The 26,428-nt window shown below is 33.8% G+C and carries 23 protein-coding genes; 11 read left to right on the top strand and 12 right to left on the bottom strand.

Annotation, left to right across the window (positions count from 1 at the left end):
- Positions 1-78: 78 nt before the first annotated feature.
- From AC07XU_RS04295 to AC07XU_RS04275, 5 genes are all read right to left on the bottom strand, one after another.
- Entirely contained in the window at positions 79-549 is a 471-nt protein-coding gene (locus AC07XU_RS04295; protein WP_494942386.1) for a DUF4920 domain-containing protein, read from the bottom strand.
- A 341-nt stretch (positions 550-890) separates the two neighbouring features.
- Positions 891-2,267 carry a DNA repair protein RadA gene (gene radA, locus AC07XU_RS04290; protein ID WP_494942385.1) on the bottom strand — a complete coding sequence of 459 codons (1,377 nt, stop codon included), beginning with the start codon at positions 2,265-2,267 and terminating at the stop codon, positions 891-893.
- 336 nt (positions 2,268-2,603) lie between these two features.
- Positions 2,604-4,154, bottom strand: coding sequence for an Rne/Rng family ribonuclease (locus tag AC07XU_RS04285; protein WP_494942384.1), 1,551 nt, complete (start codon positions 4,152-4,154; stop codon positions 2,604-2,606).
- Between the two features lie 250 nt (positions 4,155-4,404).
- Positions 4,405-5,259, bottom strand: a complete 855-nt coding sequence (locus AC07XU_RS04280; RefSeq protein WP_494942383.1) for a tetratricopeptide repeat protein — start codon at positions 5,257-5,259, stop codon at positions 4,405-4,407.
- Between the two features lie 6 nt (positions 5,260-5,265).
- Positions 5,266-5,568, bottom strand: coding sequence for an HU family DNA-binding protein (locus AC07XU_RS04275; RefSeq protein WP_136873669.1), 303 nt, complete (start codon positions 5,566-5,568; stop codon positions 5,266-5,268).
- A gap of 171 nt (positions 5,569-5,739) precedes the next feature.
- Between AC07XU_RS04275 and mutY the strand changes: the two genes are divergently transcribed.
- Both mutY and AC07XU_RS04265 read left to right on the top strand, forming a co-directional pair.
- Complete coding sequence (mutY, locus tag AC07XU_RS04270; protein ID WP_494942382.1) at positions 5,740-6,783, top strand: A/G-specific adenine glycosylase; 1,044 nt, start codon at positions 5,740-5,742, stop codon at positions 6,781-6,783.
- 18 nt (positions 6,784-6,801) lie between these two features.
- On the top strand, positions 6,802-7,236 hold the full coding sequence (locus AC07XU_RS04265) for a single-stranded DNA-binding protein (RefSeq protein ID WP_494942381.1): 435 nt from the start codon (positions 6,802-6,804) through the stop codon (positions 7,234-7,236).
- A 50-nt stretch (positions 7,237-7,286) separates the two neighbouring features.
- Here AC07XU_RS04265 and glmS read toward each other — a convergent pair whose 3' ends face one another.
- The 3 genes from glmS to AC07XU_RS04250 form a co-directional block, all read right to left on the bottom strand.
- The gene (gene glmS, locus AC07XU_RS04260; RefSeq protein ID WP_494942380.1) at positions 7,287-9,125 is read right to left on the bottom strand and encodes a glutamine--fructose-6-phosphate transaminase (isomerizing); all 1,839 of its coding nucleotides are present in this window, start codon (positions 9,123-9,125) and stop codon (positions 7,287-7,289) included.
- Between the two features lie 79 nt (positions 9,126-9,204).
- The gene (locus tag AC07XU_RS04255) at positions 9,205-10,632 is read right to left on the bottom strand and encodes a DUF4270 domain-containing protein (RefSeq protein WP_494942379.1); all 1,428 of its coding nucleotides are present in this window, start codon (positions 10,630-10,632) and stop codon (positions 9,205-9,207) included.
- A gap of 111 nt (positions 10,633-10,743) precedes the next feature.
- Complete coding sequence (locus AC07XU_RS04250; RefSeq protein WP_494942378.1) at positions 10,744-11,568, bottom strand: glycogen/starch synthase; 825 nt, start codon at positions 11,566-11,568, stop codon at positions 10,744-10,746.
- A gap of 150 nt (positions 11,569-11,718) precedes the next feature.
- Between AC07XU_RS04250 and panC the strand changes: the two genes are divergently transcribed.
- The 3 genes from panC (at position 11,719) to AC07XU_RS04235 (ending at position 14,595) form a co-directional block, all read left to right on the top strand.
- Positions 11,719-12,567 carry a pantoate--beta-alanine ligase gene (gene panC, locus AC07XU_RS04245; RefSeq protein ID WP_494942377.1) on the top strand — a complete coding sequence of 283 codons (849 nt, stop codon included), beginning with the start codon at positions 11,719-11,721 and terminating at the stop codon, positions 12,565-12,567.
- Between the two features lie 81 nt (positions 12,568-12,648).
- The gene (panD, locus tag AC07XU_RS04240; protein ID WP_494942376.1) at positions 12,649-12,999 is read left to right on the top strand and encodes an aspartate 1-decarboxylase; all 351 of its coding nucleotides are present in this window, start codon (positions 12,649-12,651) and stop codon (positions 12,997-12,999) included.
- 453 nt (positions 13,000-13,452) lie between these two features.
- Positions 13,453-14,595 (top strand): acyl-CoA dehydrogenase, encoded by a 1,143-nt coding sequence (locus AC07XU_RS04235; protein ID WP_494942375.1) that lies wholly within the window; start codon positions 13,453-13,455, stop codon positions 14,593-14,595.
- 95 nt (positions 14,596-14,690) lie between these two features.
- Here AC07XU_RS04235 and AC07XU_RS04230 read toward each other — a convergent pair whose 3' ends face one another.
- Positions 14,691-15,038, bottom strand: coding sequence for a phage holin family protein (locus AC07XU_RS04230; protein WP_494942374.1), 348 nt, complete (start codon positions 15,036-15,038; stop codon positions 14,691-14,693).
- Positions 15,039-15,055: 17 nt separating this feature from the next.
- On the opposite strand from AC07XU_RS04230, the gene AC07XU_RS04225 reads away from it, so the two are divergent.
- The 6 genes from AC07XU_RS04225 to AC07XU_RS04200 all read left to right on the top strand — a co-directional run bounded on the left by AC07XU_RS04225 (position 15,056) and on the right by AC07XU_RS04200 (position 22,645).
- Positions 15,056-15,487 (top strand): hypothetical protein, encoded by a 432-nt coding sequence (locus tag AC07XU_RS04225; protein WP_494942373.1) that lies wholly within the window; start codon positions 15,056-15,058, stop codon positions 15,485-15,487.
- A gap of 119 nt (positions 15,488-15,606) precedes the next feature.
- A complete protein-coding gene (gene rimP, locus AC07XU_RS04220; RefSeq protein WP_494942372.1) occupies positions 15,607-16,071 on the top strand; it encodes a ribosome assembly cofactor RimP in 465 nt (154 codons plus the stop codon).
- 4 nt (positions 16,072-16,075) lie between these two features.
- Positions 16,076-17,311, top strand: coding sequence for a transcription termination factor NusA (gene nusA, locus AC07XU_RS04215; RefSeq protein ID WP_494942371.1), 1,236 nt, complete (start codon positions 16,076-16,078; stop codon positions 17,309-17,311).
- 71 nt (positions 17,312-17,382) lie between these two features.
- A complete protein-coding gene (gene infB / locus AC07XU_RS04210) occupies positions 17,383-20,370 on the top strand; it encodes a translation initiation factor IF-2 (RefSeq protein ID WP_494942370.1) in 2,988 nt (995 codons plus the stop codon).
- Positions 20,371-20,638: 268 nt separating this feature from the next.
- The gene (locus tag AC07XU_RS04205) at positions 20,639-21,589 is read left to right on the top strand and encodes a class I SAM-dependent methyltransferase (protein ID WP_494942369.1); all 951 of its coding nucleotides are present in this window, start codon (positions 20,639-20,641) and stop codon (positions 21,587-21,589) included.
- Between the two features lie 168 nt (positions 21,590-21,757).
- Positions 21,758-22,645: a glycosyltransferase gene (locus tag AC07XU_RS04200; RefSeq protein WP_494942368.1), complete on the top strand. Its 888-nt coding sequence runs from the start codon at positions 21,758-21,760 to the stop codon at positions 22,643-22,645.
- A 5-nt stretch (positions 22,646-22,650) separates the two neighbouring features.
- Here the strand turns inward: AC07XU_RS04200 and AC07XU_RS04195 are convergent, their stop codons facing one another.
- The 3 genes from AC07XU_RS04195 to AC07XU_RS04185 are packed head-to-tail and all read right to left on the bottom strand — an operon-like array spanning position 22,651 to position 26,369.
- A complete protein-coding gene (locus tag AC07XU_RS04195) occupies positions 22,651-23,634 on the bottom strand; it encodes a glycosyltransferase family 2 protein (protein ID WP_494942367.1) in 984 nt (327 codons plus the stop codon).
- A gap of 4 nt (positions 23,635-23,638) precedes the next feature.
- Positions 23,639-24,553, bottom strand: coding sequence for a glycosyltransferase family 2 protein (locus tag AC07XU_RS04190; protein WP_494942366.1), 915 nt, complete (start codon positions 24,551-24,553; stop codon positions 23,639-23,641).
- The gene (locus tag AC07XU_RS04185) at positions 24,546-26,369 is read right to left on the bottom strand and encodes an ABC transporter ATP-binding protein (RefSeq protein ID WP_494942365.1); all 1,824 of its coding nucleotides are present in this window, start codon (positions 26,367-26,369) and stop codon (positions 24,546-24,548) included. Before AC07XU_RS04185 ends, AC07XU_RS04190 begins: the two co-directional genes overlap by 8 nt.
- Between the last annotated feature and the right edge of the window lie 59 nt (positions 26,370-26,428).

Here is a 26,428-nt window from a genome sequence, read left to right as displayed (position 1 = left end):
CAGAAATTTTGATCAAAATAAAACCCTGCTCCGGAGAGAGCAGGGTTTAACCAATCAATATTAAAAAGGAGAACCTTCTTAATCTTCCAAAATTACAACTCCTTTTGCTTCAAACACAATTTCTTTTTTAGGTTTTGTAATTTTTGCTATTTCTTCAGCCGATTTTTTAGCGTCTTCAGCAAAATGTTTTAAGTCTTCAACAGATGTTTCTTTCCTTTCTGCAAAGCCATCAATTACAACTTTTTTACCAGCTAAATCTTTTGGCATAAAAAAAGCGTAATCTTTAAAGTTTACAAACATAGTTTCGCCATTAGGCATAGCTAAGTTCATAAAACAACCTTTTTTCTGGCAAACTAAAACTACTTCGCCAGTAACTTTCATATCTTTTTTAGTGCTATCGCCTAATTTAGCGTCAACTTCGGCAGTGGTAATGATATTGCCCTGTTTAACACCATCACCAAACGCTTTACCAGCAACGTTGTTTGCATCTTGAGCAAATGTAAATGCAGCAATTAAAGTAAATGCTATACTTAAAATAACTTTTTTCATTTTGTCGATTTTTTTTGTTTGTGCTTATACAAAAGTATTTAAAATCTTGTAACTAAGGGCAATAATCTTGTCAATAAAAAATTGAACAGAAAAAAACCCCACTACTTTGCAGTAGTGAGGTCAATCATCCCTATTGTTTTGTTAACCTCCATTACTAGATGAGAACGATTACTATAAGACAATAAGTTGTCCAATATGGATGATTTATTTAAAGTAATCAGTAATATTTTGGTATTCAGTTGTTTATGTTGTGAGTAAAGTGTAATGCCAAAACTTTAATCAAATGATTTTGTAGAAATAAATCCCGTAATTACTTATTGTGTGGAATTTTTTCTCAAAATTTATCCAAAAAGAAGGCTAAAAACTTCTTCAATTTTGCTAACAGTTACGATTTGAATTTTGAATTTATCTTTGTTTAATCCTTTTAGGTTATAGTTAGAAATAAATATTTTCTCAAAGCCCAGTTTTTCTGCCTCGCTAATTCGTTGTTCTATTCTATTTACGGCTCTAATTTCACCAGATAAGCCAACTTCGGCTGCAAAACAGATTTTAGAGGATATAAATATATCTTCGTGAGAGGAGATAATTGCTGCCATAATTGAAAGATCGATAGCCGGATCTTCAACTTTTATTCCTCCTGCAATATTTAAAAAAACATCTTTGGCACTTAGCCTAAATCCGCATCTTTTTTCTAGAACAGCTAATAGCATGTTCATTCTTTTGGTATCAAAACCAGTTGCAGAGCGTTGTGGCGTTCCGTAAGCGGCTACGCTAACCAAAGCCTGCGTTTCTATTAACATTGGTCTAGCGCCTTCTAAAGTTGCGCCAATGGTGATGCCACTCAACTCTTCATCACGTTGTGATAACAATATTTCTGATGGATTAGAAACTTCTCTTAATCCACTGCTTTGCATGGCATAAATGCCCAATTCTGCAGCAGCACCAAAACGATTTTTAATCGATCTTAATATTCTGTATATGTGATGTCTGTCACCCTCAAATTGTAAAACAGTATCAACCATGTGTTCTAAAATTTTCGGACCAGCGATAGCACCATCTTTGGTAATATGCCCAATTAAAAAAACGGGAGTGTTGGTTTCTTTTGCAAAACGAAGCAATTCTGCAGTACATTCTCTAACTTGAGATACACTACCCGGAGTTGATTCGATATGAGCAGAATGTAAGGTTTGTATTGAATCTACAATTACAATTTCTGGCTCTAATTGCTCAATTTGTTTAAATATATTTTGGGTTGAAGTTTCCGTAAGGATAAAACAATCTGCCTTTGGTTGAGTGGTAATTCTTTCGGCACGCATTTTAATTTGTTGCTCACTTTCTTCGCCAGAAATGTATAACACTTTTTTACCAGATACATTTAATGCCAATTGTAGCATTAAGGTAGATTTACCAATCCCTGGCTCGCCACCTATTAAAATAACCGAACCAGCAATTAAACCCCCGCCTAAAACTCTATCTAATTCTAAATCGCCTGTACTTGTTCTTTCTTCTGTAGCACTTTGTATATCCTCAACTTTGTTTGGTTTACTTAAACGTTGCGTGCCATTACCTGATTTCCATGTGGGCACCTGTGAATTGCCCTTCTCTATTACTTCTTCTACAAAGGTATTCCATTGGTTACATGATGGACATTTGCCCAGCCATTTGGCGGTTTCGAAACCACAACTCTGACAGAAATATGCTGATTTAGTTTTAGCCAATTTGATTTATTATTTAATCCGACAGCTATCGGATGATGAGTTAAGATGTTCTACGAATTTAAAGCTAATCAGGTTAAAAAGTAGATTAAGTTTTAAACAAAAAAAGCTGATTTCACAACAAGCTGTTCAAGATGTTAAGCGAAGCGCATCTTGAACTTTTAAATATCGTGGATTTCAAATCCACTTTATGAATTACTTCGAGATGCCTTTCAGAACATCACGAAGAGCAAGAAATTTAAAGGTAATCGGGTTAAAAAGTAGATTAAGTTTTAAACAAAAAAGCCTGATTTCATTTTTGAAATCAGGCAATCATAATTCTAAAATCGTAAATCGTTATTACAATTTTATTTCTTCATCCTTAGATGAGAGAAAATGGAATTCTGTTAAGTTATAAGATGATATCGATCTAACTTTAATGCGTTGGCCAAATTTAAAGAACCATTTCCATTGTAAAGAAACCAATCCTTTTTTAATAAAAGCAGCAATATAAGGATGTACGCAAAGCGTAATATTTTTCTCATTCTGCTCTTGCAAAATGTAGGTTAAATTACTTTCAATATCATCCATTAAAACAATACTTGCTTTAATTTCTCCAGTACCATCGCAAGTAGGGCATTTCTCTACGGTAACAATATTCATTTCGGGCCTTACACGCTGACGGGTAATTTGTACCAAACCAAATTTACTCGGAGGTAAAATAGTATGTTTAGCACGGTCTAACAACATCAACTCACGCAAGTAATCGAACAGCATTTTACGGTTGGCTGCTTTGTGCATATCAATAAAATCGATAACCACAATACCGCCCATATCTCTCAATCTTAACTGACGAGCTATTTCTTTTGCAGCTTCTTTATTTACTTGAAGCGCATTTTCTTCCTGGTTTTCTTTACTGGCTGTTCTATTACCACTGTTTACATCAATTACATGTAAAGCTTCAGTATGCTCAACCACTAAATAGGCACCACCGGCAAAATTTACAGTTTTGCCAAAGCCGTTTTTAATTTGTTTCTCTACGCCAAAGTGTTCAAATATTGGTTCCTTATGTTTGTAATACTTCACAATCTTTTCCATTTCTGGAGAAATTTCATGAACATAAGATTTAATATCTTCAAACAAGTTTGCATCGTTTACATAAACGTTTGCAAAATCGGCATTTAAAATATCTCGTATTAGGGTAGAAGTACGATCCATCTCTCCCCAAACGCGTTTAGAAGGCTCAGCATCAGGCAACTTTTTTGCAAAGTTTTCCCATTTGGAAACCGAGTCTAATAAATCTTTTTGTAACTCGGCAACACCTTTTCCTTCAGAAACGGTTCTAATGATTACCCCAAAGTTTTTAGGCTTAATACTTTCAATAATCTTTTTTAAACGATTACGTTCGGTATTGCTTTTAATCTTTTTGGATATCGATATTACGTTCGAAAAGGGCACTAAAACGATGTATCTTCCTGCAATAGAAAGATCAGAGCTTAATCGTGGTCCTTTTGTAGAAATAGGTTCTTTAGCAATTTGAACAGGTAATATTAAATTCTTGCTCACAATGTCGGATATTTTACCCGCTTTGTTGATATCGCCTTCTAATTTAAAATTATCTAATAAAGTGCCATTAACTGTACCGTTACGCTTAATTTTTGTAAGCTTTATTAAAGACTGTACCTGCGGACCTAAATCGAAATAATGCAAAAAAGCATCTTTCTCATAACCCACATCAACAAACGCAGCATTTAAGCCGGGCATAATTTTCTTTATGCGGCCCAAATAAATATCGCCAACGGCGTAATTGTTGTTGATGTGTTCTTTATGAAGTTCTACTAGGTATTTATCTTCAATTAAAGCTATGGTTACTCCCGTAGGAGATGAATCGATTATTAATTCCTTTACCAAAAGCTACAGATTTTAAGGCATTAAAGCCTTATTACACATGGACAAAAAAACATAGAATCCAAAAATAAATGCAAAGATTATGAGCATTTATTTTTGGTCAATTAAAATAGGGAAATCCTATTTTTTCTTGTGTCTGTTTTTTCTTAAACGTTTTTTACGTTTGTGCGTAGCCATTTTATGTCTTTTTCTTTTTTTACCGCTTGGCATAATTTTAAGTTTTAAATGTTTTTATTAATCTGTTAATTAACGTTTATTTTTTTAACTCAGCAACCTTACTATCAATAAATTTTGTTAGTGTTGGGTTAGCTGCTAATTTTTTGCTATTTAAATAAGCGTCTATTGCTTCTTGTTTTTTTCCTAAACTTTCATAAGCTGTTGCTAAATAAAAGTAGGCATCTGGTGTAGCTTTAACATTGCTGATGATATCATTAAAACGAATAATCGCTTTATCAAACTGGCCAGATTTAATTGCAAACATGCCTAAATTCATATTTGCTTTTAAGTTTTTAGGATCTTTTTTAACAACATTCATTAACATTGCAATACCTTGCATTGGTGCTCCCATTCCATTAACGATTGAGATACCAAGTCCAGTTTTTGCATCATTACTGGTAGTGTCTATTGTAAGTGCTTTAGTAAAAGCTGCATTTGCTTTTTGCAGCATTATAGGTTGTACTAAACTATCCTGTGTATTGTCAAATGCCTTTAAAAAACGATTTCCCGCATTTAGCCAATTATTATGGCTAGGCTCTCCATTCGCAACAACTTCTAAATACAATGCGCTAGGTACAGATTGTTCAAAGTCTTCCCATTTTTGAGCCAATAACTTTGCTTCAGCAATCTTTTCTTCAGCTTTAGCTGTTTGATATTTGCGCTCTAAAAGTGTAATATCTTTAGCTGTTGCATTGCTCACCAAATTTTTAGCAGTTGCTGATGCTTCTTCTAAACTTAGGCTAGCTGTATTTTGCTGTTGTGCAGCAGGCATTTGAGCAGTTTCTTGTTTAGGTATTACTAAACCTTTAATCTCTCTCGAAAACAAAAATCCAACAAGCAATAATATTGCAGCAATAATGATAACTTGTTTTGTACGGATGTTGTTTTTCATGATTAATTAAGCTTCTGCTTTAACTTTTTTAGATGCATTTTTTACTTTGTCAACAAATACTTTTGCTGGTTTAAAGCTTGGTACAAAATGCTCAGGGATAATAATTGCAGTGTTTTTAGAAATATTTCTAGCAGTTTTTTGTGCTCTTTTTTTAACAACAAAACTACCAAAGCCTCTTACGTAAACATTATCGCCGCCGATCATGCTATTTTTAATCACTTTGAAAAACGCCTCAACTGTCTCTTGTACGTCTACTTTTTCAATTCCTGTCTTTGTTGATATTTCTGAAATAATATCTGCCTTAGTCATATTTTCTATTTATTAAATTATTGTGTGTTAAATATTATAACTGTTTTGGGGTTGCAAAAGTATTGCTTTTTAATGAGATAGGAAAATAAAAGATGATTTATTTGTAATGATAATCATCAGGTTATTGCAAGTTTTATCAAAATGATATAAATTGATTGTATTTTTGGGCAAATGAACTTCCAAAAAGAAATCGTTAAGTGGTACAATACAAATAAGCGGAGCCTACCTTGGCGTAATACTACCGATGCTTATGTGATTTGGTTATCTGAAATTATTTTGCAACAAACACGTGTAGAGCAGGGCTTACCTTATTTCAATAGGTTTTTAGAAAATTATCCAACTGTTGTTGATTTTGCAAATGCTAGTGAAACTGAAATTTTAAAACACTGGCAGGGTTTAGGCTATTACTCTAGAGGTAGAAATATGCTTTTTACTGCTAAACAAGTTGTAGAGCTTCACAAAGGTGTTTTTCCTCTGTTTTATGATGAGTTAATTAAGCTAAAAGGCATTGGTGATTATACCGCTGCTGCAATTTCTTCATTTGCAAATAATGAAGCTAAGGCCGTTTTAGACGGCAATGTTTTTAGGGTTTTAGCAAGATATTTTGGAGTAGAGCAACCAATTAACTCAACTCTTGGTAAGCAAGAGTTTATGGCATTAGCTAATCAATTAATTGAAGGACAAAAACCATCATTATACAACCAGGCTATAATGGAGTTTGGGGCTTTGCAGTGTAAACCAAAATCTCCACTATGTGCTGTTTGTCCTTTGCAAAAGAACTGTTTTGCTTATCTACATAACAAGGTTGATGTTTTGCCAATAAAATTGAAAAAGGTAAAAGTTAGAGAAAGATATTTCAATTATTTTTTAGGATTGGATGATGATCATATCTTAACTAAGCAGCGAGTAGCAGGAGATGTTTGGCAACAAATGTATGATCTTCCTTTAATTGAAAGCGATAAATCTTTAGCAATATCAGATTTATCGTTTATTGAGTTGGTAAAAAATATGTTTGGTAATGATGTAATTATCAAGCCTTTATCAACTAAAAAACATTTGTTAACTCACCAAATTATATATGTTCAATTTTTTGCTTTAGACAATTATATTGTTAACTTTAATCAACATGCAGAAATAAAATCGGTTGCACTTGCAGAGTTTAAAGCTTTACCTCATCCCAAAGTTATAAGCGATTTTATAGATACATATTTATAAAACTAACCAAATCAAACTATGTCTGGTATTAATAAAGTTATTTTAGTTGGGCATTTAGGAAAAGATCCTGAAGTTCGACATTTAGAAGGAGGAGTAACTGTCGCAAGTTTCCCTTTAGCTACATCCGAAACATATAATAAGGATGGAAAAAGAGTAGAACAAACCGAATGGCACAACATTGTGTTGTGGCGAGGTTTGGCAGAGGTAGCTTCCAAATATCTTCAAAAAGGAAAATTAGTTTATATAGAAGGTAAACTTCGCACTCGTTCTTTTGAGGATAAAGAAAAAGTAAAAAAGTATGTTACTGAAGTTGTTGCCGAAAATTTTACCATGTTAGGTAGAAAAAGCGATTTTGAGAACACGCCAAGCAGTAATGGAACGCCTAAAAGTGAAAATGACTATGTTACACCAAGTAGCGATTCGGTTGCCGAAACCGGAGATTTGCCTTTTTAAGTTTTGATGAGATCAATAAAAAATGCCCCCGATGTGTCGGAGGCATTTTTTTATTCTACAGTAACAGACTTTGCTAAATTTCGAGGTTGGTCTACGTTACAACCCCTCATTACCGCAATATGATAAGATAAAAGTTGTAAAGGAATAGTTGCAATAAGTGGTAAAAATGCTTCATCTGCATCAGGTATTTCTATACAATAATCAGCCATTTTCTTTACTTCGGTATCACCTTCGGTTACAATTGCAATTACAACACCTTTTCTAGCTTTAACTTCTTGTATGTTGCTAATTACTTTCTCGTAAGATGAATTTTTAGTAGCAATAACAACTACAGGCATTTCTTCATCAATTAAAGCAATTGGACCATGCTTCATTTCCGCAGCAGGATAACCTTCTGCGTGGATGTAAGAAATTTCTTTTAGTTTTAATGCGCCTTCTAAAGCTACAGGAAAACCACTTCCTCTACCTAAGAATAAACAGTTTCTTGAGTCTTTAAATTTCTCAGCAACCGCCTTAATAATATCGTTAGATTGAAGCGCTAATTGTATTTTATCGGGGATAGAATCAAGCTCTGTTAAAAGCTCTACCAATTTTGAATTGGTAATAGTACCTTTTTGCTGAGCCATATAAAACGCCATCAGTGTCAATACAGTTACTTGTGCAGTAAATGCTTTTGTAGATGCAACACCAATTTCTGGACCTGCATGTGTGTAAACGCCAGCATGCGTTAATCTTGGGATTGAAGAGCCAACCACATTACAAACACCAAAAATGGTTGCACCTCTTTCTTTTGCCATCTCTATTGCAGCCATTGTATCGGCAGTTTCGCCAGATTGCGAAATGGCAATAACTACATCTTTTTCTGTAATAATTGGATTTCTATATCTAAATTCTGATGCGTACTCAACCTCAACAGGTATACGAGCATATTCTTCAATCAAATATTCACCAACCAAACCAGCATGCCAAGATGTTCCGCAAGCAACAATAATAATTCTATCAATGTTTTTAAGTTTATCGGCAAACTCTTTTATGCCGCCCAACTGTACTTTGCCTTCAGATGGATATATCCTACCTCTCATACAGTCTCTAATAGAACGAGGCTGCTCATAGATTTCTTTAAGCATAAAGTGGTCGTAACCACCTTTCTCTAACATTTCTAGTTGTAACTCTAGCTCTTGGATATATGGAGTTTGAACTACGTTATCTAATCTCTTAATCAATAACTCATCTCTTTTTAGAAAAGCAATTTCATTATCGTTTAAGTAAATTACGTTTTTGGTATATTCTATAATTGGAGTAGCATCAGAAGCAATAAAATATTCTCCTTGCCCAACTCCAATAACCATAGGGCTACCTTTTCTGGCTGCAATTAATTGGTTTGGATGATCTTGATCCATAACAACAATTGCGTAAGCACCACTTACCTCTTGAAGTGCCAAACGTACAGCTTCTAAAAGGTCATTATGTTCGTTTTTGTAAATTTCTTCAATTAAGTGAATAAGAACTTCAGTATCAGTATCGCTATTAAAAGTATGACCTCTTCTCTCTAGTTCTTCTTTTAGCGTAGCGTAATTTTCTATAATACCATTGTGAATAATACTTAGTCTACCGTTATTAGACGTATGCGGGTGCGAGTTTCTGTCTGATGGCGCACCATGAGTTGCCCAGCGGGTATGTCCCATTCCAATTGTGCCAGAGATATTTTTGCCAACGGCAAAATTTTCTAGTTCCTGTACTTTGCCTGCCTTTTTATAAATATTTAGATTGCTATCTTCAATTAATGCTATTCCAGCACTATCATATCCACGATATTCTAAGCGCTTTAAGCCTTTAATTACTATCGGCCAAGCTTCACGAAAGCCTATATAGCCTACAATTCCACACATAATGTTTTGTTAAAAATAAATCCCCCGAAAATAGAAAATTCTCGGGGGATTTTATAGTATAAAATAACTTAGTATATGATTAGTTTATTTTGGTATAGTAAATGTTCAATTTCATGGTGTTATCGCCTACAGTTGGGTTCTTTTTGAAGCTTCCGATAACAGATCTTGCGGCAGTAGAAACTGATGGGAAGATACTAAACTCATTTATTGGAGTTGGCGCTAAAAATGTGCCATAATCTTTCGTTTTTCCATCCATTAAATCTTGTACGTAAGCAGTTACCACGAAAATATACTGCCTAGTTATGCTGTTGTAATAACCTCCGAATATTTGAGGCGAGACAGCTCTTGGGTCCCCTGCAACAGTTTGCGAACCTGGATTATTATCAGGTAAATTTTGTCTTCTTTCGGCGATATCATATCTGTACAACGCCAATCTTGGGGCAGCTCCATAAGGTATAACATCAGAACCACTACTTAAATCAATCACTAATTCTGCTTTATTAATTGCAACCTTACCGATCTCACTTGCAAATTTGCCTAAGTATGGGAAAGCTATTTTGTTTTTTAAACCAGCCATTGGTTGAAGAAAGGTTGTAGCGTACTGTATATTAGGGTTTGCCAGTTGTGTAGCTACAGCTGTGTTTGTATAATCATGTTTTATTGTAGCAGCAATTGGATTTAAAGAGTTTTTTATTGGGAAATTTACAACTGGAACGGTATCAATAGCTGTTGTTGTTGTTGCATTTTGCTTTTTATAGTAAAGTGCCAATGAAGAATTATCGCCTGCAAAATCAAAAAACATGATACCACCATTGCCTGTAGAGTTAGTTTTATTAAGCTGAACTTTTAAACCCTTAAATAAGCTAACAAAGGTTTCATTTAGTTTTAAGTTATCGGCGCTTAAGTTTACAATGTTATTCTGTATAAAAGTTCTATCTAACCTAATTCTTAATTGAGGCGTAACTGTTCGTAGTGTATCTGCTTTGCCAGTAACTGGGTCGGTAACTTTGTATCTAGTAGTAGGATAAATTTTGCCTGTTTTATTACCAATTACAGTTGATGAGAAATTATAGTTTTTATTATTCAAAAACGACTCATTCTGAGTAATATCATCATTAAGTTGGTGAACATCAATGCTATAGGTAGCCGTGCTATCGCCATAAAACTCACTACTATAGTTTAAAACCAATATTGCAGAATCTAAAACTGGTGTAGTGCCAAATTCATATGTGCTACTATTAGGGAGGTTTACCACCATTGCTAAACTTGATTCCGTTGTTCCAAAAATAGGATCTTTAATATATCCTAACGGATGTCTAGTTACTGCTCTAGTATTAGACACATCTTCTAACTGTGTTCTTGAACTAATAGTTAATGTGTCAATCAAGTTACCCTGCAATGCAGCAGTTGGATCAACTTCTAAACCTATTGTTGATGTGCTTTCGCATGATGCGAAAAGAAAAAGACTTATCAACAACGTTAATAAGTCTAGTTTTATAAATTTCATATATTAGAAATATTGTTTTTAGCGGTCATATGGAATAGTCCATGTATTTAATTCGTTTACTCGAGTTGGTACATGGCCTATTTCATATTTGTTATTGAAATAAAGCTGCTTTTAAGCTACTGAAACCAATTCTTCATTAGATATTTCTTCGTAAAAAGCAAAGAAATTCTCATAATTTTCGGTTAAATTAAAAGCTAAAGTTGGTTTATTAGAATCTTTAACAAATTTTAACACCTCTTCATCTAACTTTTCGTCAGCTAATATCACTGCATCAGAGTGAGTTATCGCTCCAATATGTAAACTATTATTATCAGCATCAATAAATGGTTTTGTATCTTCTGCTGTCATGTGTTGCATAATCGCTTTTTTGTGCAAGTCTGCATTTAGTTTTTCAGTAAAACAGTTTTCGTAAACAGAATAAACAACTTTCGCATTTTTAAATGTTGGGTCGTTTTTATAAGTAGTTTTAATGTATGCAGGCACTAATGATGTCATCCAGCCGTGGCAGTGAACAATATCCGGAGCCCAACCTAATTTTTTAACAGTTTCTAAAGCACCTTTGCAGAAGAAAATTGTACGCTCGTCGTTATCTGCATAAAACTTATTTTCTTTGTCTCTAAATACGTACTTTCTCTGAAAATAATCTTCATTGTCTAAGAAATAAACCTGCATACGAGCAGCCGGAATAGAAGCAACCTTAATAATAAGTGGGTTGTCGTTATCATCAATAATAATGTTCATTCCAGATAAACGGATTACTTCGTGTAACCTATTTCTTCTTTCGTTAATGTTGCCAAACCTAGGCATCAAGATACGGATCTCAAATCCTTTTTCTTGCATTGCTTGCGGTAACTGACGGGTAATTTCTGAAATTTTTGTGAGTTCGAGGAAAGGCGACATCTCGTGTGTAACAATCAGTAGCTTCGTTTTTGCCATCTCCATATTGTATATTAAATTATGTTAATTTCAAGATTATCAAGGTGCAAAGGTACGTAAAATATTAATATTTATCAATAATTTGTACACTTGGCTTTGTAAATGATAGATTTATTGCCAACTTAGCACCCTTAAAAACCAATTGGTAATTTGGAAATTATACATACTATTGCGGCATTAGAAGCCATACTTAAGCCATTTCAACAGGCAAAATCTAAGGTGGCGCTTGTGCCAACAATGGGTGCATTGCATAATGGGCACTTATCTTTAATTGATATTGCAAAACAACACGCAGAAGTTGTGGTTTGCAGCATTTTCGTTAATCCAACGCAATTTACAGACCCTAAAGATTTAGAGAAATATCCTCGTCCGTTGGCGCACGACATAAAGATGCTTACTGATGCAGGATGCGATTTTGTGTTTATGCCAACTGTTACAGAGATGTACCCTAGTTTCCCTATACCAGAAAATTGGCATATAGATTTGGGTCCGGCAGAGTTTGTTTTAGAAGGTGAATTTAGAAAAGGCCATTATCAAGGGGTAACACAAATTGTAAAAAAACTTTTTGATGCAGTAAACCCTGATATCGCTTTTTTTGGTCAGAAAGATTTTCAGCAGGTGCTGATGATTAAAAACATGGTTAAATATTTTAACCTACCCATTGAAATTGTTTCGTGCCCAATTATTAGAGAAGATGATGGCTTAGCCATGAGCTCTAGAAATATTCACTTATCGCAAACAGATAGAGAAAATGCACTGATATTAAGCAAAGCGCTAAATTTCGTGGCAGATAATTTTAAGAAAATAGAATTAGCAGACTTGCTAGCCAAAGCTAAACAAATGATTATTGGTACAAACGGTGTAGAATTAGATTATTTTACAATTGTACAAAACGACACCTTGTTGCCTATTGAAAATGATGAAACTAAAAATCCCGTGGCTTTGGTAGCCGCTAAGGTTGGCGAAACAAGATTGATAGATAACATGCTTTTGAGCTAATCATGTGATACCATTGTCTGCTAATTGTAGCCTTCAACCTTTTACTTTTTTTCCTTCAACCTTAATTACTAACTTTGCCAAATGATTATCGAGATCCTAAAATCGAAAATACACCGTGTTAAAGTAACACAGGCAGAATTAAACTATGTTGGTAGTATAACTATAGACGAAGATCTATTAGATGCGGCTAACATTATACCTAACGAAAAAGTTCAAATTGTTAATAATAATAATGGCGAGCGTTTCGAAACTTATGCAATTAGAGGCGAACGTGGAACAGGAATGATCTGTTTAAATGGCGCAACAGCAAGAAAAGTTCAGCTTGGTGATATTTTAATCATTATGTCTTATGGATCATTGCCAATAGAAGAAGCCAAAAAATACCAACCAATTCTAGTTTTTCCTGACGATAACAATAAGTTGTTAAAATAATTAACAGTTCGTTTTTTTAGCTACCCAAATAATTAAGTCTTCTAATTTTAGAAAAGCAATTGCTGTGCTTTTCGGTTACTTCAGTCCTGCTTTTCATTTCTGCCGATTCTTTTACTCCCGACTTCTTCGGGGAAAAATCGGCCTCCATTACTATCAGGTTTATTTTAGTTAAGCCTGCTGTGCTATGGGTGGGTTTGCTGTATATAGTTGCAAAAGCGTTTGTAAATAAGCCTGATGGAAACGAACACGATCCCGATTTTTCATCGGGAGAGTAAAGTGAACAGCAGGGCTAGTTTTGATTGTTTTACAAGCCTTGCCTTTCTAAAAAAAACTTTTACTATCTCATTTTTAAGTCTTTAAATAAAATGATGATAAAAAAATTACTATGCAACCATAGCAATTTAACTTAGAAACACTAAATTTGGAAAATCTAACCAAATATAAATTTTAATTATGCTTTTTGAATTAAGTGAAGAACAATTGATGATACAACAGGCGGCCAGAGATTTTGCACAAACAGAATTAAAGCCGGGTGTTATTGAGCGAGATGAGCATCAGAAATTTCCGAGCGAACAAATAAAAAAACTAGGAGAACTTGGTTTTTTAGGTATGATGGTAGATCCAAAATACGACGGTAGCGGCATGGATTCTGTTTCCTATGTTTTGGTGATGGAAGAGCTGTCTAAAATAGACGCATCTGCATCAGTAGTTGTTTCTGTAAACAATTCGCTCGTATGTTATGGTTTAGAGGCCTATGGTACAGAGGCTCAAAAAGAAAAATACTTAAAACCTTTGGCTTCTGGAGAAAAAATTGGTGCTTTTTGCCTTTCAGAACCAGAAGCAGGTTCTGATGCTACTTCGCAGCAAACTACCGCAGAAGACATGGGAGATTACTATTTGCTAAATGGCACAAAAAATTGGATTACCAATGGCAGTACAGCGAGTACTTATTTAGTGATAGCACAGACACACAAAGAATTAAGACATAAAGGTATTAATGCATTTATTGTAGAAGCTGGTACACCTGGTTTTACAATTGGGCCAAAAGAAAATAAATTAGGTATTCGCGGTTCTGATACACACTCCTTAATGTTTAACGATGTTAAAGTGCCAAAAGAAAACAGAATTGGCGATGATGGTTTTGGCTTTTCATTTGCGATGAAAACTTTAGAAGGCGGTAGAATTGGTATTGCTGCACAAGCTTTAGGAATAGCGGCTGGAGCGTATGAATTAGCGTTGGAATATTCAAAACAGCGTAAATCTTTCGGTAAGCCAATTTCAGATCATCAGGCAATTGCCTTTAAGTTAGCCGATATGGCTACACAAATTGAAGCGGCTAGAATGTTAGTGTATAAAGCGGCTTGGTTAAAAGACCAAGGTCAGTCTTATACATTAGCTGGCTCTATGGCTAAACTTTTTGCCAGTAAAGTGGCAATGGATGTAACCGTAGAAGCAGTGCAAATACATGGTGGTTATGGTTTTGTTAAAGAATACCATGTAGAACGTTTAATGCGTGATGCTAAAATTACTCAGATTTATGAAGGTACATCTGAAATACAGAAAATGGTAATTAGTAGAAGTATTTTAAGTAAATAAGCCTCAGAAACATATTTTAACCGCAAAGAAATGATTACGCAAAGCATATTAAATTTAACTTTGTGCATTTGTTTCTTTGCGGTTGTTTTTTAAACTTACTTTTTCTCCACTCCAAAAATAGAATCGAGTATCATTTTAATTAGCGAAACTACAATAGCAAGTATCGCGGCAGCTAAAAAGCCTGAGGTATTAAAGCCTTTCATCCAGCTATCAACCAGTAAAATCATTAAAACTGTAATAATAAAAGAGATTAGCCCAAGAGTTAAAATGTTTAAGGGAAGTGTAAAAATGCGTAATATTAAGCCTATGGTTGCATTAGCTAATGCTATTAAAACGGCCGCAATAAGTGCGCTCATATAACCATCTACACTAACACCTGGAACAAGGTAGGCGCCAACCATCATGGCAAAGCCCATTAATAAAATTTCGAGAATCAGTTTCATAACATTAATTTAGTTGAATGTTTAATAAAGTTAAATTTTTTGTAACAGTAAACCTATTGTGGTTTTTTATTGCATGCAACTATACAAATAGTGAGCCATTATCCATTCAGTTCTCATCAGATAGCTCTAAAATAGTTATTAATAATATAGATGACGCAGGTTTATATCAACTAAAAACCAATCTACTAACAGATTCTGCTTACCAAAATATAGTATCAGTTTTACAAACTCCAGGTGATGATGACTCTACGAGTATGGAAATTGAGTATCCGGGAGATTTAGCAATAGATGGGAAGGACCTAGTTTATACTCCAAAAAAACCATTCGAAAAAGGTAAGTTCTATTTGGTTGAGACCATGATCAATGCCCAGTTTGCTAAGAGCGAAGAAATCATAAAATCTCAAGTTGGAAGACAGCTAAAAGCACAACAACAAATTTTAAAACGCTAGTTATACTCCTCATTTTCAAAAGGGTTTTTTGTTTTGATAAAATAATTCGTACATTTGCACCGTAATAGAGGAAGAAGAGGGGACAGAGTCCCCTCTTTTCTTTTGCAACAAATTAGGATATGCAGGTAGAAAAAAGAGTTAAAGAACTCGTAGAGGAAAAGATTGCAGATAGACCTGAATTGTTTTTAGTGTCTATTAAGATGCTTCCAAACAACAAATTGATCATTCATGTAGATGGTGATGAAGGCATAAGTATTCAGGATTGTGCAGCAATTAGTAGACACGTTGGGTTTCATCTAGAAGAAGAAAACACCATTGATAAGGCTTATAATTTAGAAGTTTCATCTCCTGGTGTTGGCGAACCTTTACAATTAAATCGTCAATATCATAAAAACATTGGTAGAGATTTAAGCGTTAAACTAAACGACGGCACACTAAAAGAAGGTAAATTAATTTCGGTTACCGATGATGCAATTGAAATTGAAGAAAAGATAAAAGAAAAAGGTAAAAAAGTTCAATTGGTAAATGCCCAAATTGAATTTAATAATATAGTAGAAACAAAGGTTTTAATTTCATTTAAATAAACAAATGAGCAATATTAACTTAATCGATTCATTTCAGGAGTTTAAAGACTTTAAGAATATCGACCGCCCTACAGTAATTAGTGTGCTGGAAGAGGTATTTCGCAGTATGTTGCGTAAAAAATATGGAACAGACGAAAACTGTGACGTAATTGTAAATCCAGATAATGGGGATTTGGAGATCTGGAGAACTAGAAAAGTAATGGAAGATGGATTTTCTGAAGATGATGATTTAGAAATTGAGCTTGCCGAAGTAAAACAGCTAGATCCGGATATGGAAGTTGGCGATGATTACATTGAGCAAATCACATTAGAAAGTTTTGGTCGCAGAGCCATATTAGCTGCACGCCAAACTTTAGTTTCTAAAGTGTTGGAGTTAGAAAAAGACGAAATCTTCAAAAAATATAAAGATAGAGTTGGTGAAATTGTAACCGGAGAAGTTTACCAAGTTTGGAAAAAAGAAACTTTGGTTTTAGACGATGAAGGTAACGAATTAATGATGCCTAAAACGGAGCAAATTCCAGCAGATTATTTCAAAAAAGGAGATTCGGTACGTGCTGTAATTTCTAAAGTGGATATGGTTAATGCAACTCCAAAAATTATCATTTCTAGAATTGCACCTGAGTTTTTACAGCGTTTGTTTGAAATTGAAGTTCCAGAGATTTTTGATGGCTTAATTACCATTAAAAAAATCGTTCGTGAACCAGGTGAGAGAGCTAAGGTTGCTGTAGAATCATACGATGATAGAATTGATCCAGTAGGTGCTTGTGTTGGTATGAAAGGTTCTCGTATCCACGGTATCGTAAGAGAATTGAAAAATGAGAATATTGACGTAATTAACTTTACGAATAATGTATCATTATATATTCAGCGTGCTTTAAGCCCAGCAAAAATTACTTCAATTAAATTAAATGATGAAAATAAAACTGCATCTGTTTATTTAAAACCAGATCAGGTTTCATTAGCAATTGGCCGTGGCGGACACAACATTAAATTGGCAGGTAAATTGACAGGTTATGAAATTGATGTTTATCGCGAAGCTGGCGAAGAAGATGAAGATGTGGATATCGAAGAATTCTCGGATGAAATTGATAGCTGGATTATTGATGAGTTAAAATCAATTGGTTGTGATACTGCCAAAAGTGTTTTAGCTTTATCAGTAGATGAATTAGTAAAACGTACCGATTTGGAGGAAGAAACCATTAAAGAAGTTATTGGTATTCTTCAATCGGAATTTGAATAACGTTGTATGCTTGAATAAACAAGAATAAACGTTACTTTTGTATATAATTAGTAAAAATAATAGGATAATAGATGTCAGACGACAAAGCCGTAATTTTATTTAAAGCAGCCAAAGAGCTTAACATAGGAATTGCTACAGCAGTAGATTTTCTTGGTAAGAAGGGCTTTGCTGTGGAAAATAAGCCCACTACCAAACTTTCTAAAGAGATGTATGATACATTAATGAAGGAGTTTCAGGGGGATAAAATCGTAAAAGAGGAAGCCAATCAGATAGTTATAGGAAAAATTCGTCGTGATGAACCCGAAGCAGCTGAGAAAGCTCCTGAGGTGCCTAGTAAAAAACAAGATTTTGAAAATGAAGGCATTTTAATTAAAAACCTTCATTCTTATAGTCCTCCAGCTGAGAAGCCAAAGGAAGAGAAACCTGTTGAAGCTAAACCGGTTGAGCCAGTTAAAACTGTTGAGCCAGCCGCGGCTAAAGAGGAAGAAGGTTCATTGCCTGGTGTTAAAATTGTAGGTAAAATTGATTTAAACAATTTAAATACAAAAACTCGTCCTGATAAGAAGGAGGAGCCAGCACCAGTGGTTGAAACTAAAAAAGAGGTTCCTGCTGTTGTTGCAGAAGCACCAAAAGTGGAAGCCAAAGCAGAGGAACCTAAAGAAGAAAAACCAGCTCCTGTTGAAGAAGTAAAAGCTCCTGTTCAAGAAACTAAGGTTGAAGAAAAACCTAAAGTTGAAGAGTCGAAGCCAGTTACTCCAGCTCCGCCTGTTGCTCAGGTTCCTGCAGAGGATGATGTTATAAAGGCTCGTTCTGTAAAATTATCTGGTCCAAATATTATTGGTAAAATTGTTTTGCCAACTACACCAGATCGTAGAAACCAACCAATAGCTTCTTCTAATGATAGCGAAGCTGCTAAGCGTAAACGCAAACGCAAAAAAACTCCAGGTGGGACAAATGCACCTCAACAAGGTACACAAGGCGCTGGACAAAGTCAGCAAGGTCAACAAGCACCTCGCCCAGCGGGAACAGGTGTTCCGGCTAACCGTCCTGATTTTAGAAATAATACTAACAATACAGCTGGTGGTCGTCCTAACTTTAGAAATGCTCGTCCAGGTGCTCCATCAGGCGGACCAAAAGAGGAACCAACAGAAAAAGAAATACAAGATCAGATTAAAGCAACACTTGCTCGTTTAAGTGGAGCAGGTAAATCTGGTAAATTTGCACAAAGAGCAAAATTACGTCGTCAGAAACGTGATGATGTTGCATTAACTGCAGAAGAAGCAGCAGCTGAAGAACAATTACAATCTAAAGTATTAAAGGTTACAGAGTTTGTTACGGCAAATGAGTTAGCTAATATGATGGATGTGCCGGTAACAAAAATTATTGGGACTTGTATGAGTTTGGGTATGTTTGTTTCTATTAACCAGCGTTTAGATGCAGAAACTTTAACTATTGTTGCTGATGAATTTGGTTACGAAATACAGTTTGTAAAAGCTGATGAAGAAGCAGATAGCGTTATAGAGGAAGAGGATGCAGCAGAAGATTTAGAAACTAGAGTTCCGGTTGTAACCATCATGGGTCACGTAGATCATGGTAAAACATCATTGCTAGATTATATTCGTAAAGCGAACGTGGTTGCTGGCGAGGCTGGTGGTATTACACAGCACATTGGTGCTTATAAAGTAACTACAAACTCTGGTAAACAAGTAACATTCTTAGATACTCCAGGTCACGAAGCGTTTACAGCGATGCGTGCTCGTGGTGCTAAAGTAGCAGATATTGCAATTATTGTTATTGCTGCAGATGATGCGGTGATGCCACAAACTAAAGAAGCAATTAACCATGCTCAAGCAGCAGGTGTGCCTTTGGTATTTGCATTCACCAAAATTGATAAGCCAGGTGCAAATTCAGATAGAGTAAAAGAACAATTATCTGCCATGAATATTTTGGTAGAAGATTGGGGTGGAAAATTCCAATCGCAAGAAATATCAAGCAAAAGCGGCTTAAATGTAGATTTGCTATTAGATAAAGTGTTATTAGAAGCAGAATTGTTAGAATTACAGGCTAATCCTAATAAACGTGCAACAGGTACAGTTATCGAGGCAACATTAGATAAAGGCCGAGGTATTGTAACAACAGTTTTGGTACAAGCAGGTACTTTAAGAGTTGGTGATCCAATTTTAGCAGGTAGTTACAGCGGTAAAGTAAAAGCTTTATTTAACGAACGCGGTGCTAAAGTATCTGAGGCCGGTCCATCTGTACCAGTTCAAGTATTAGGTATGCAAGGTGCGCCAACCGCAGGTGATAAGTTTAATGCAATGGAAAGTGAAGTTGAAGCTAGAGAGATTGCAAATAAACGCTTACAATTAATGCGTGAGCAAGGTTTACGTACGCAGAAACATATTACCTTGGATGAAATTGGTCGTCGTTTGGCAATTGGAAACTTTAAAGAATTAAACTTAATTGTTAAAGGTGATGTGGATGGTTCAATTGAAGCATTAGCAGATTCATTATTGAAGTTATCTACTGAAGAAATTCAGATCAATATTATTGGCAAAGCGGTAGGTCAAATTTCAGAATCTGATGTATTGTTGGCATCTGCTTCAGATGCAATTATTATAGGTTTCCAAGTACGCCCTTCGCCAGGAGCTCGTAAATTAGCAGAAGCAGAGCAAATTGATATTCGTTTATACTCTATTATTTACGATGCGATTAATGAGATTAAAGCGGCGATGGAAGGTATGTTGGCGCCAGAGTTTGAAGAGAAAATTGTTGCTAACGTAGAAATTAGAGAAACCTTTAAAATTACCAAAGTTGGTACAATTGCAGGTTGTATGGTATTAGATGGTAAGATAACTAGAAATAGCAAAATCCGTATTGTACGAGATGGTGTTGTAATTTACACAGGTGAATTGGCTTCATTAAAACGTTTCAAAGATGATGTTAAAGAAGTATCTAAAGGTTACGAGTGTGGTTTAAACATTCAAAACTTTAACAACATTGAAGTGGGCGATATTGTAGAAGCTTACGAACAAGTTGAAGTGAAAAGGAAGTTGTAAATAAGTTAAAAAATATAAAAGTGACCTTTAACAAGAGGTCACTTTTTTTATGCAATTAAAAATTTAGCTGTAATTTATCTTTTAAATTTTATACTGATCCGAATGTTTTATGCTTGATCAGGATAAATAGATTGGATTTAATTGAAAACGGAATTAAATGCAGTCAATTTTGTATCTTTCAATTAAAAGATATTTTAATAGAATTTTTCAATCATTAAAACACCTTCTAAAGGATGAAATTCTTTTTTTTGGTTAAATAGGAATCAAATTGAACACTGAAAATTTTTTAGCCCCAGTTTGTCGGATTTGTAAAGCTGAGTTCGGTAAAACTTACAACTTTAAAGAAAAGATGTTTGGCTTTAGCGATGAATTCGAATACAATGAATGTTCAAATTGTGGTTGTTTACAAATAGCTGAAATTCCAGAAAATATGGATAAATATTATCCATATTATTATTATTCTTTTACTACCAAAACTGCTCCATTGAAACGTAAATCGTTCTTTAAAAGAATTTTTTGGAGTTTTAGGATTAAAAGGGTTCTGAAAAGACAATTACCAGCTCTCAATTACATTAAGCATATAGATGTTGGGTTCAAACATCGTATTCTTGAGATTGGCTGTGGGAGAGGATATCTATTGTGCGATTTGTTTAATCTTGGTTTTCAAAATGTTGAAGGAGTTGACAAGTATTTACCTGAAGAAATTGACCATGGATATGGTGTTAAAATTAGAAAGAAAGAGCTTGAGGAACTAGATCCTAATAAATATAATGTTATAATGATGAACCATGTTTTCGAGCACATGGAACACCAACATCAAGTTTTGAATGATTGTTATCGTTTACTAAAAAAAGATGGATGCTTGGCAATTTGTATTCCAATACTAGGAGATGCTTGGAAGATTTATGAAGAAAATTGGGTGCAGTTAGATGCGCCAAGACATTTTTTCCTTCACACATTAAAAAGTATGGAAATACTCGCTGATCAAACAAACTTTAAAATAAAGAAAATATTGTTCGACTCTTCAGGTTTTCAGTTTTGGGCCAGTGAACTTTATAAAAAAAATATTCCCTTATTTTCTTCAAAAAATGATTATGGTCCTTATCCTTATTATGAGAATTTCTCAAAACAAGAAATGGATAATTTTGAAGCGAAAGCTAAGGAGTTAAATGAGCTTAAACGCGGAGATACTGCTGTTTTTTACCTCTATAAAAAATAATTGTTCGTAGAATAGTACTATGTTTTAAGTTGAATTTTAAAGCATTGGTACACATAAAAATTTTAATTTATCACATATACAAGATGTAAATATTTAAAATTCATTGTTACACTATTTCATATAATAGTTATGATTATGCAATTGGATTTTTCTATCATATATAAGTAAATGATTTCAATAATAATTTGTTCAATCAGTGAAGAGATGTTAGCTAATGTTAGTTTGAACATCGAAAAAACGATAGGTATACCCTACGAAATTATAGCATTTGATAATTCTTTAGGTAAAAAAGGTATTTGCGAAGTATACAATAACGGTGCTAAAAAGGCAAAATTTGAAATTTTATGCTTTATGCATGAAGATATTGCCTATCAAACAAAAGATTGGGGAGTTATTGTTGTTGATATTTTTGATAAAAATAAAAATCTCGGTGCATTAGGTGTTGTTGGGAGTTCTTATAAAGCTTCAATACCATCTGGATGGGGAGCAGAGGGTTTTGAAGGTGAGACTACATTCTCCAATTATATTCAATCATATAAAAGAAAAAAGGCCGAAACAGAATTGATTCATCATAATCCTGGTACAAAAGATTTAGCAAACGTAGCCTGTGTGGATGGAATGTGGATTTGCACAACAAAAAACATTGTAACGCATAAACCATTCGACGAGAAATTACTTAAAGGATTTCACTGTTACGATATTGATTTTTGTTTAAATGTTGGTCAAGATCACGATGTTATGGTTACATTTAATGTGTTAATGCATCATTTTTCTGAAGGAAGTTTTGATAAGCATTGGCTTGGAGACACATTGAAGATTCATGAAAAATGGAGTTCAATTCTTCCTAAGATTACCTCAAATATTTCTAAATACAAGCAACAAATTATAGAGAAAAGGGCTTTTAAAAGCTTAATTAAGCATTTTTATAAGCATAATCTTGATTTGACAACTGTTTTCAAAACACTTTGGTCTTTCAAGAAAAGGAAGAAAATAAGCTTGTTAGTTTACATCAAACTTCATTATTATGCTTTAAAATTTTATTCATCAAAGCGATAAATGATTTAAAATTTATTAGACATATTAAACCATAGTACTTTCGCTTTATTCCCTGTACTTTCTTGCACAATTTTGAAAAATATACTGATTATGTTTTTGTGTAGATAACCAAATAACGTCTTTCTATTTATAAAAAGTAAACGAAATAAAGCAATTGAAAAATATTTTTCATCACGCTTAGTCAATAACTTAATCAACTGTTCATACAATTTGATATCTGATGAAGTATTTTTCTCATAAGAACTTAAGCTTTTAATATAACCTATACGAACCTCGTTTATTTTTGTTCTATTGCCTAGCTTGCGGTTAAATTCTTCACTTTTAGAGCTAAATTTTCGCTTGTCTAAAATGTCTGTTATTGATAAAGCATGCTGACGATATTGAACCAAAACTTCTTGTAAATAACTAACTTTTCCAATAATTAGTGCAACGTAGGTAACCCAATGATCATGTGGGATATTTTTAGGAAACGGAACAATTTCTGAAATTAACACACTTCGAAACATCAAAGCATGTCCAGCAACACAATTATTATAAACTACTTCATGATGATGTCTTGTATTGATGTACCCAGAAGTTTGTGAGAGTTTCTTATTTAAAGTCAAACCGCTTTCATCAATATACTCAGAATCATGATACACCATCACATCATCACCAGAGAAATTAGATAGCAAAGTTTCGATTTTATTTGGCAACCAATAATCATCTTGATCACAAAAGGCTATAAACTCACCTTTGCAGTATTGTAAAATAGTCTCAAAATTTTTTGCATACCCTACATTTAGCTCATTTATTCGATACCTAAAATTTGGATATTGTATTTCAAATTCTTTAAGTATTGAAGGTGTTAAATCAGTAGATTTATCATCATTTACAATAATTTCGATATTTTTATAAGTCTGATTAATTAAGCTTTGTAGCTGCTCTTTTAAATAAGCTGCTCCATTATATGTACAAACCGCTATAGAAATTAATGGAAAGTTACTCATTTTATTAAGCCTTATTTGTGCGACTTTTGATAAGAGCATATTTCAAAAGTTTATTGAATTTACTTAACTTACTTTTCCTAGATAAATGAAGAAGCGTTTCCTCATTTCTTATCAAAAAAAATAATAACTCAAAATTTAGGTATCTAGCTCCTTTTTTAAAAAGAACCAATAGCTTTTTGGCAAAATCATTTTTATTAAAAGCAAATTTTGCAAAACTCTCTACTTTATCGATCTCATGAGTCCGATTACGGATGCTTTTCTTCTTCCTTAATATATCTGTTGAATTATCTCCGTGACGTCTAAACTTCACAAGTTTCTCATCTATAAAGTTTATGCTACCAAAGTTGGTTGCAACATACGCGATCCATTGATCATAAAATATATTAGCTGGAAAATTCACTAGATAATCTTTAAGTGATTTTTTAAAAAGAATTGTATGTCCAGAAACACAGTTTTCAAATAAAAAGTGCCTAGGATCATTTCCATTATATGGTTTGCAGATATCAAAAACAGATTTATTTAAAGTATTGCCGTTCTCGTCTACAAATTCAGAATTATGGTAGTTAAGTAAATTATCTTTTATGCAATCGAGCTGTCTATAAATTTTATTTTCCAACCAAATATCATCTTGATCAGAGAGTGCAATATAATCTCCGTTACATAAAGAAATTGCCTTTTCGAAATTCTTTCCATAACCGAGGTTGGTTTCATTTTGATATACTGTGATTTTGTTAAATTCACTTTCAAAAGATCGTAGAATTTCTAATGTTCCATCCAGTGATCGGTCGTCAACAACAATAATTTCTAAATTTGTATAGGTTTGGTTCAAAATAGAAGTTAACTGATCTCTTATAAACCTTTCACCATTATAGGTACATAATGCTATTGATACCAAAGGCTTATCCACATCCTTAATCATTAAAAGTTTGCATATCAATTAATCTTTTATACAAGCCAGTTTTACTCATCAATTCTTGATGACTACCACTTTCAGCAATCTCACCCTTATCAATTACTACGATTAAATCTGCTTGTTGTATAGTGCTTAAACGGTGAGCAATTACAATAGATGTACGGTTTTGCATTAAATTATTTAAGGCATCTTGCACCAATTTTTCAGATTCTGTATCTAATGCAGAAGTTGCTTCATCTAATAACATAATTGGTGGATTTGCTAAAACAGCTCTCGCAATGCAGATACGTTGTTTTTGTCCTCCAGAAAGCTTATTCCCTCTATCGCCAACAAATGTTTGGTAACTATTTTCGGTATTTAATATAAATTCATGTGCATTGGCAATCTTTGCTGCAGCCATCACTTCATCAATTGTTGCATCAGGTTTGCCAAAGGCGATGTTATTGAAAATGGTATCATTAAATAAAAATGATTCTTGATTAACAATTCCCATTTGCGAACGGATACTTTCTACCGTTAAATCTTTATAATCAAAACCATCTATGGCTATAGTTCCAGATTTTGGATCGTGAAAACGAGGGATTAAATCCATCAATGTGCTTTTGCCACCACCAGATGGACCAACCAAAGCAACTGTTTTACCTTTTTGAATGGTTAATGAAATGTTTTTTAATACCTGTTTGTCTCCATAATTAAAGCAAACATCTTTAATAGTTAAAGCATTATTGAAATGATCTAATTCAACTGCATCAAGCTTATTCGTAAGTTCTGGTTTTGTATCAATTAAATCTAAAACTCTTTCTCCGGCAGAAATACCTGAATGTATGCTGCTAAAAGAATCGGTAATCGCTTTTATTGGTTGCATAACTTGTGAAAATGTTGCTAAGTAAATTACAAATTCACCAGCTTTTAAATCACTGTTACCGCTTAAAATCATTCCGCCACCATACAAAAGAATAAAAACAACCACAAATACACCTAATGTTTGCGATACTGGTGAAGCAAGCTGCTGCCTCCTGGCCATTTTTCTATTCAAATTAGAATAGAATTGGTTTTCTGCTTGAAATTTTTCCTTTATCCTAAAAGTGGCATTAAAAGCTTTTATAATTTTTATTCCGCTTAACGATTCATCTAAAAAGCCTATCATTTTCGCAAAAGATTCATGTGAAAGCGTTGACTGCTGTTTTAATCTTTTAACAATCTTACTAATGATAAAACCAGAAACTGGAATTACCAGCAAAGAAAATAAAGTTAGTTTAAGTGATATAGATACCAATACTGCAACATAAAAGATCAGCTGAACAGGCTCTTTAAATACAACCTGCAAAGTATTGGTAACAGTAAATTGAACAACCTGTACATCAGAAGCAACTTTAGAAATGATATCGCCTTTTCTTTCGTTGTTAAAAAAGCCGACATGTAAGTTCATTACGTTATCAAACACAGCTTTTCTAAGTTTTAACAGTGTATGCACTCTCAAGTCCTCCATATATCTCTGAGAAAAATATCGGAAAAAATTTGCCAGCAATACTGTAACAATAACTACAACACAAATTAATTGTAGTGCATAGGTTTTATCATGAGTTAATATAACTTGATCAATATATTGGCTAAATAAATTCATCGGGTTCCAAGAAGTGTCTTTGGTTACCACAGAAATTTGGTCTTCTCCAGGCTTTAGGAATATGGTATTCATAATTGGCCCTAGAAGCGTGAAAAGGAAAGTATTAAATATAATGGCGAAAAGGGTTGCTATAATATATGGTATCGCAAACTTTTCTATTGGTTTAGCAAAGGATAATAATCTAAAGTAGGTTTTCATTTAAAAAATTAAAGATAGCAAAGTTACGTTTTTTGTTGTTTGTTTATCGATATATCAAA

It is taken from the genome of Pedobacter sp. GW456-11-11-14-TSB4 (genome assembly GCF_059424425.1).
This window is presented reverse-complemented; position numbering and strand designations above follow the sequence as displayed.

Coding starts and splice junctions, on each gene's coding strand:
- AC07XU_RS04190 (WP_494942366.1), bottom strand. CDS start 24,553: ATGATTAAGGATGTGGATAAGCCTTTGGTATCAATAGCATTATGTACC.
- nusA (WP_494942371.1), top strand. CDS start 16,076: ATGAGCAATATTAACTTAATCGATTCATTTCAGGAGTTTAAAGACTTT.
- rimP (WP_494942372.1), top strand. CDS start 15,607: ATGCAGGTAGAAAAAAGAGTTAAAGAACTCGTAGAGGAAAAGATTGCA.
- AC07XU_RS04185 (WP_494942365.1), bottom strand. CDS start 26,369: ATGAAAACCTACTTTAGATTATTATCCTTTGCTAAACCAATAGAAAAG.
- AC07XU_RS04280 (WP_494942383.1), bottom strand. CDS start 5,259: ATGAAAAACAACATCCGTACAAAACAAGTTATCATTATTGCTGCAATA.
- AC07XU_RS04200 (WP_494942368.1), top strand. CDS start 21,758: ATGATTTCAATAATAATTTGTTCAATCAGTGAAGAGATGTTAGCTAAT.
- panD (WP_494942376.1), top strand. CDS start 12,649: ATGATTATCGAGATCCTAAAATCGAAAATACACCGTGTTAAAGTAACA.
- glmS (WP_494942380.1), bottom strand. CDS start 9,125: ATGTGTGGAATTGTAGGCTATATAGGCTTTCGTGAAGCTTGGCCGATA.
- infB (WP_494942370.1), top strand. CDS start 17,383: ATGTCAGACGACAAAGCCGTAATTTTATTTAAAGCAGCCAAAGAGCTT.
- AC07XU_RS04295 (WP_494942386.1), bottom strand. CDS start 549: ATGAAAAAAGTTATTTTAAGTATAGCATTTACTTTAATTGCTGCATTT.
- AC07XU_RS04265 (WP_494942381.1), top strand. CDS start 6,802: ATGTCTGGTATTAATAAAGTTATTTTAGTTGGGCATTTAGGAAAAGAT.
- AC07XU_RS04235 (WP_494942375.1), top strand. CDS start 13,453: ATGCTTTTTGAATTAAGTGAAGAACAATTGATGATACAACAGGCGGCC.
- mutY (WP_494942382.1), top strand. CDS start 5,740: ATGAACTTCCAAAAAGAAATCGTTAAGTGGTACAATACAAATAAGCGG.
- AC07XU_RS04230 (WP_494942374.1), bottom strand. CDS start 15,038: ATGAAACTGATTCTCGAAATTTTATTAATGGGCTTTGCCATGATGGTT.
- AC07XU_RS04255 (WP_494942379.1), bottom strand. CDS start 10,632: ATGAAATTTATAAAACTAGACTTATTAACGTTGTTGATAAGTCTTTTT.
- AC07XU_RS04250 (WP_494942378.1), bottom strand. CDS start 11,568: ATGGCAAAAACGAAGCTACTGATTGTTACACACGAGATGTCGCCTTTC.
- AC07XU_RS04225 (WP_494942373.1), top strand. CDS start 15,056: ATGTTTAATAAAGTTAAATTTTTTGTAACAGTAAACCTATTGTGGTTT.
- AC07XU_RS04275 (WP_136873669.1), bottom strand. CDS start 5,568: ATGACTAAGGCAGATATTATTTCAGAAATATCAACAAAGACAGGAATT.
- AC07XU_RS04195 (WP_494942367.1), bottom strand. CDS start 23,634: ATGAGTAACTTTCCATTAATTTCTATAGCGGTTTGTACATATAATGGA.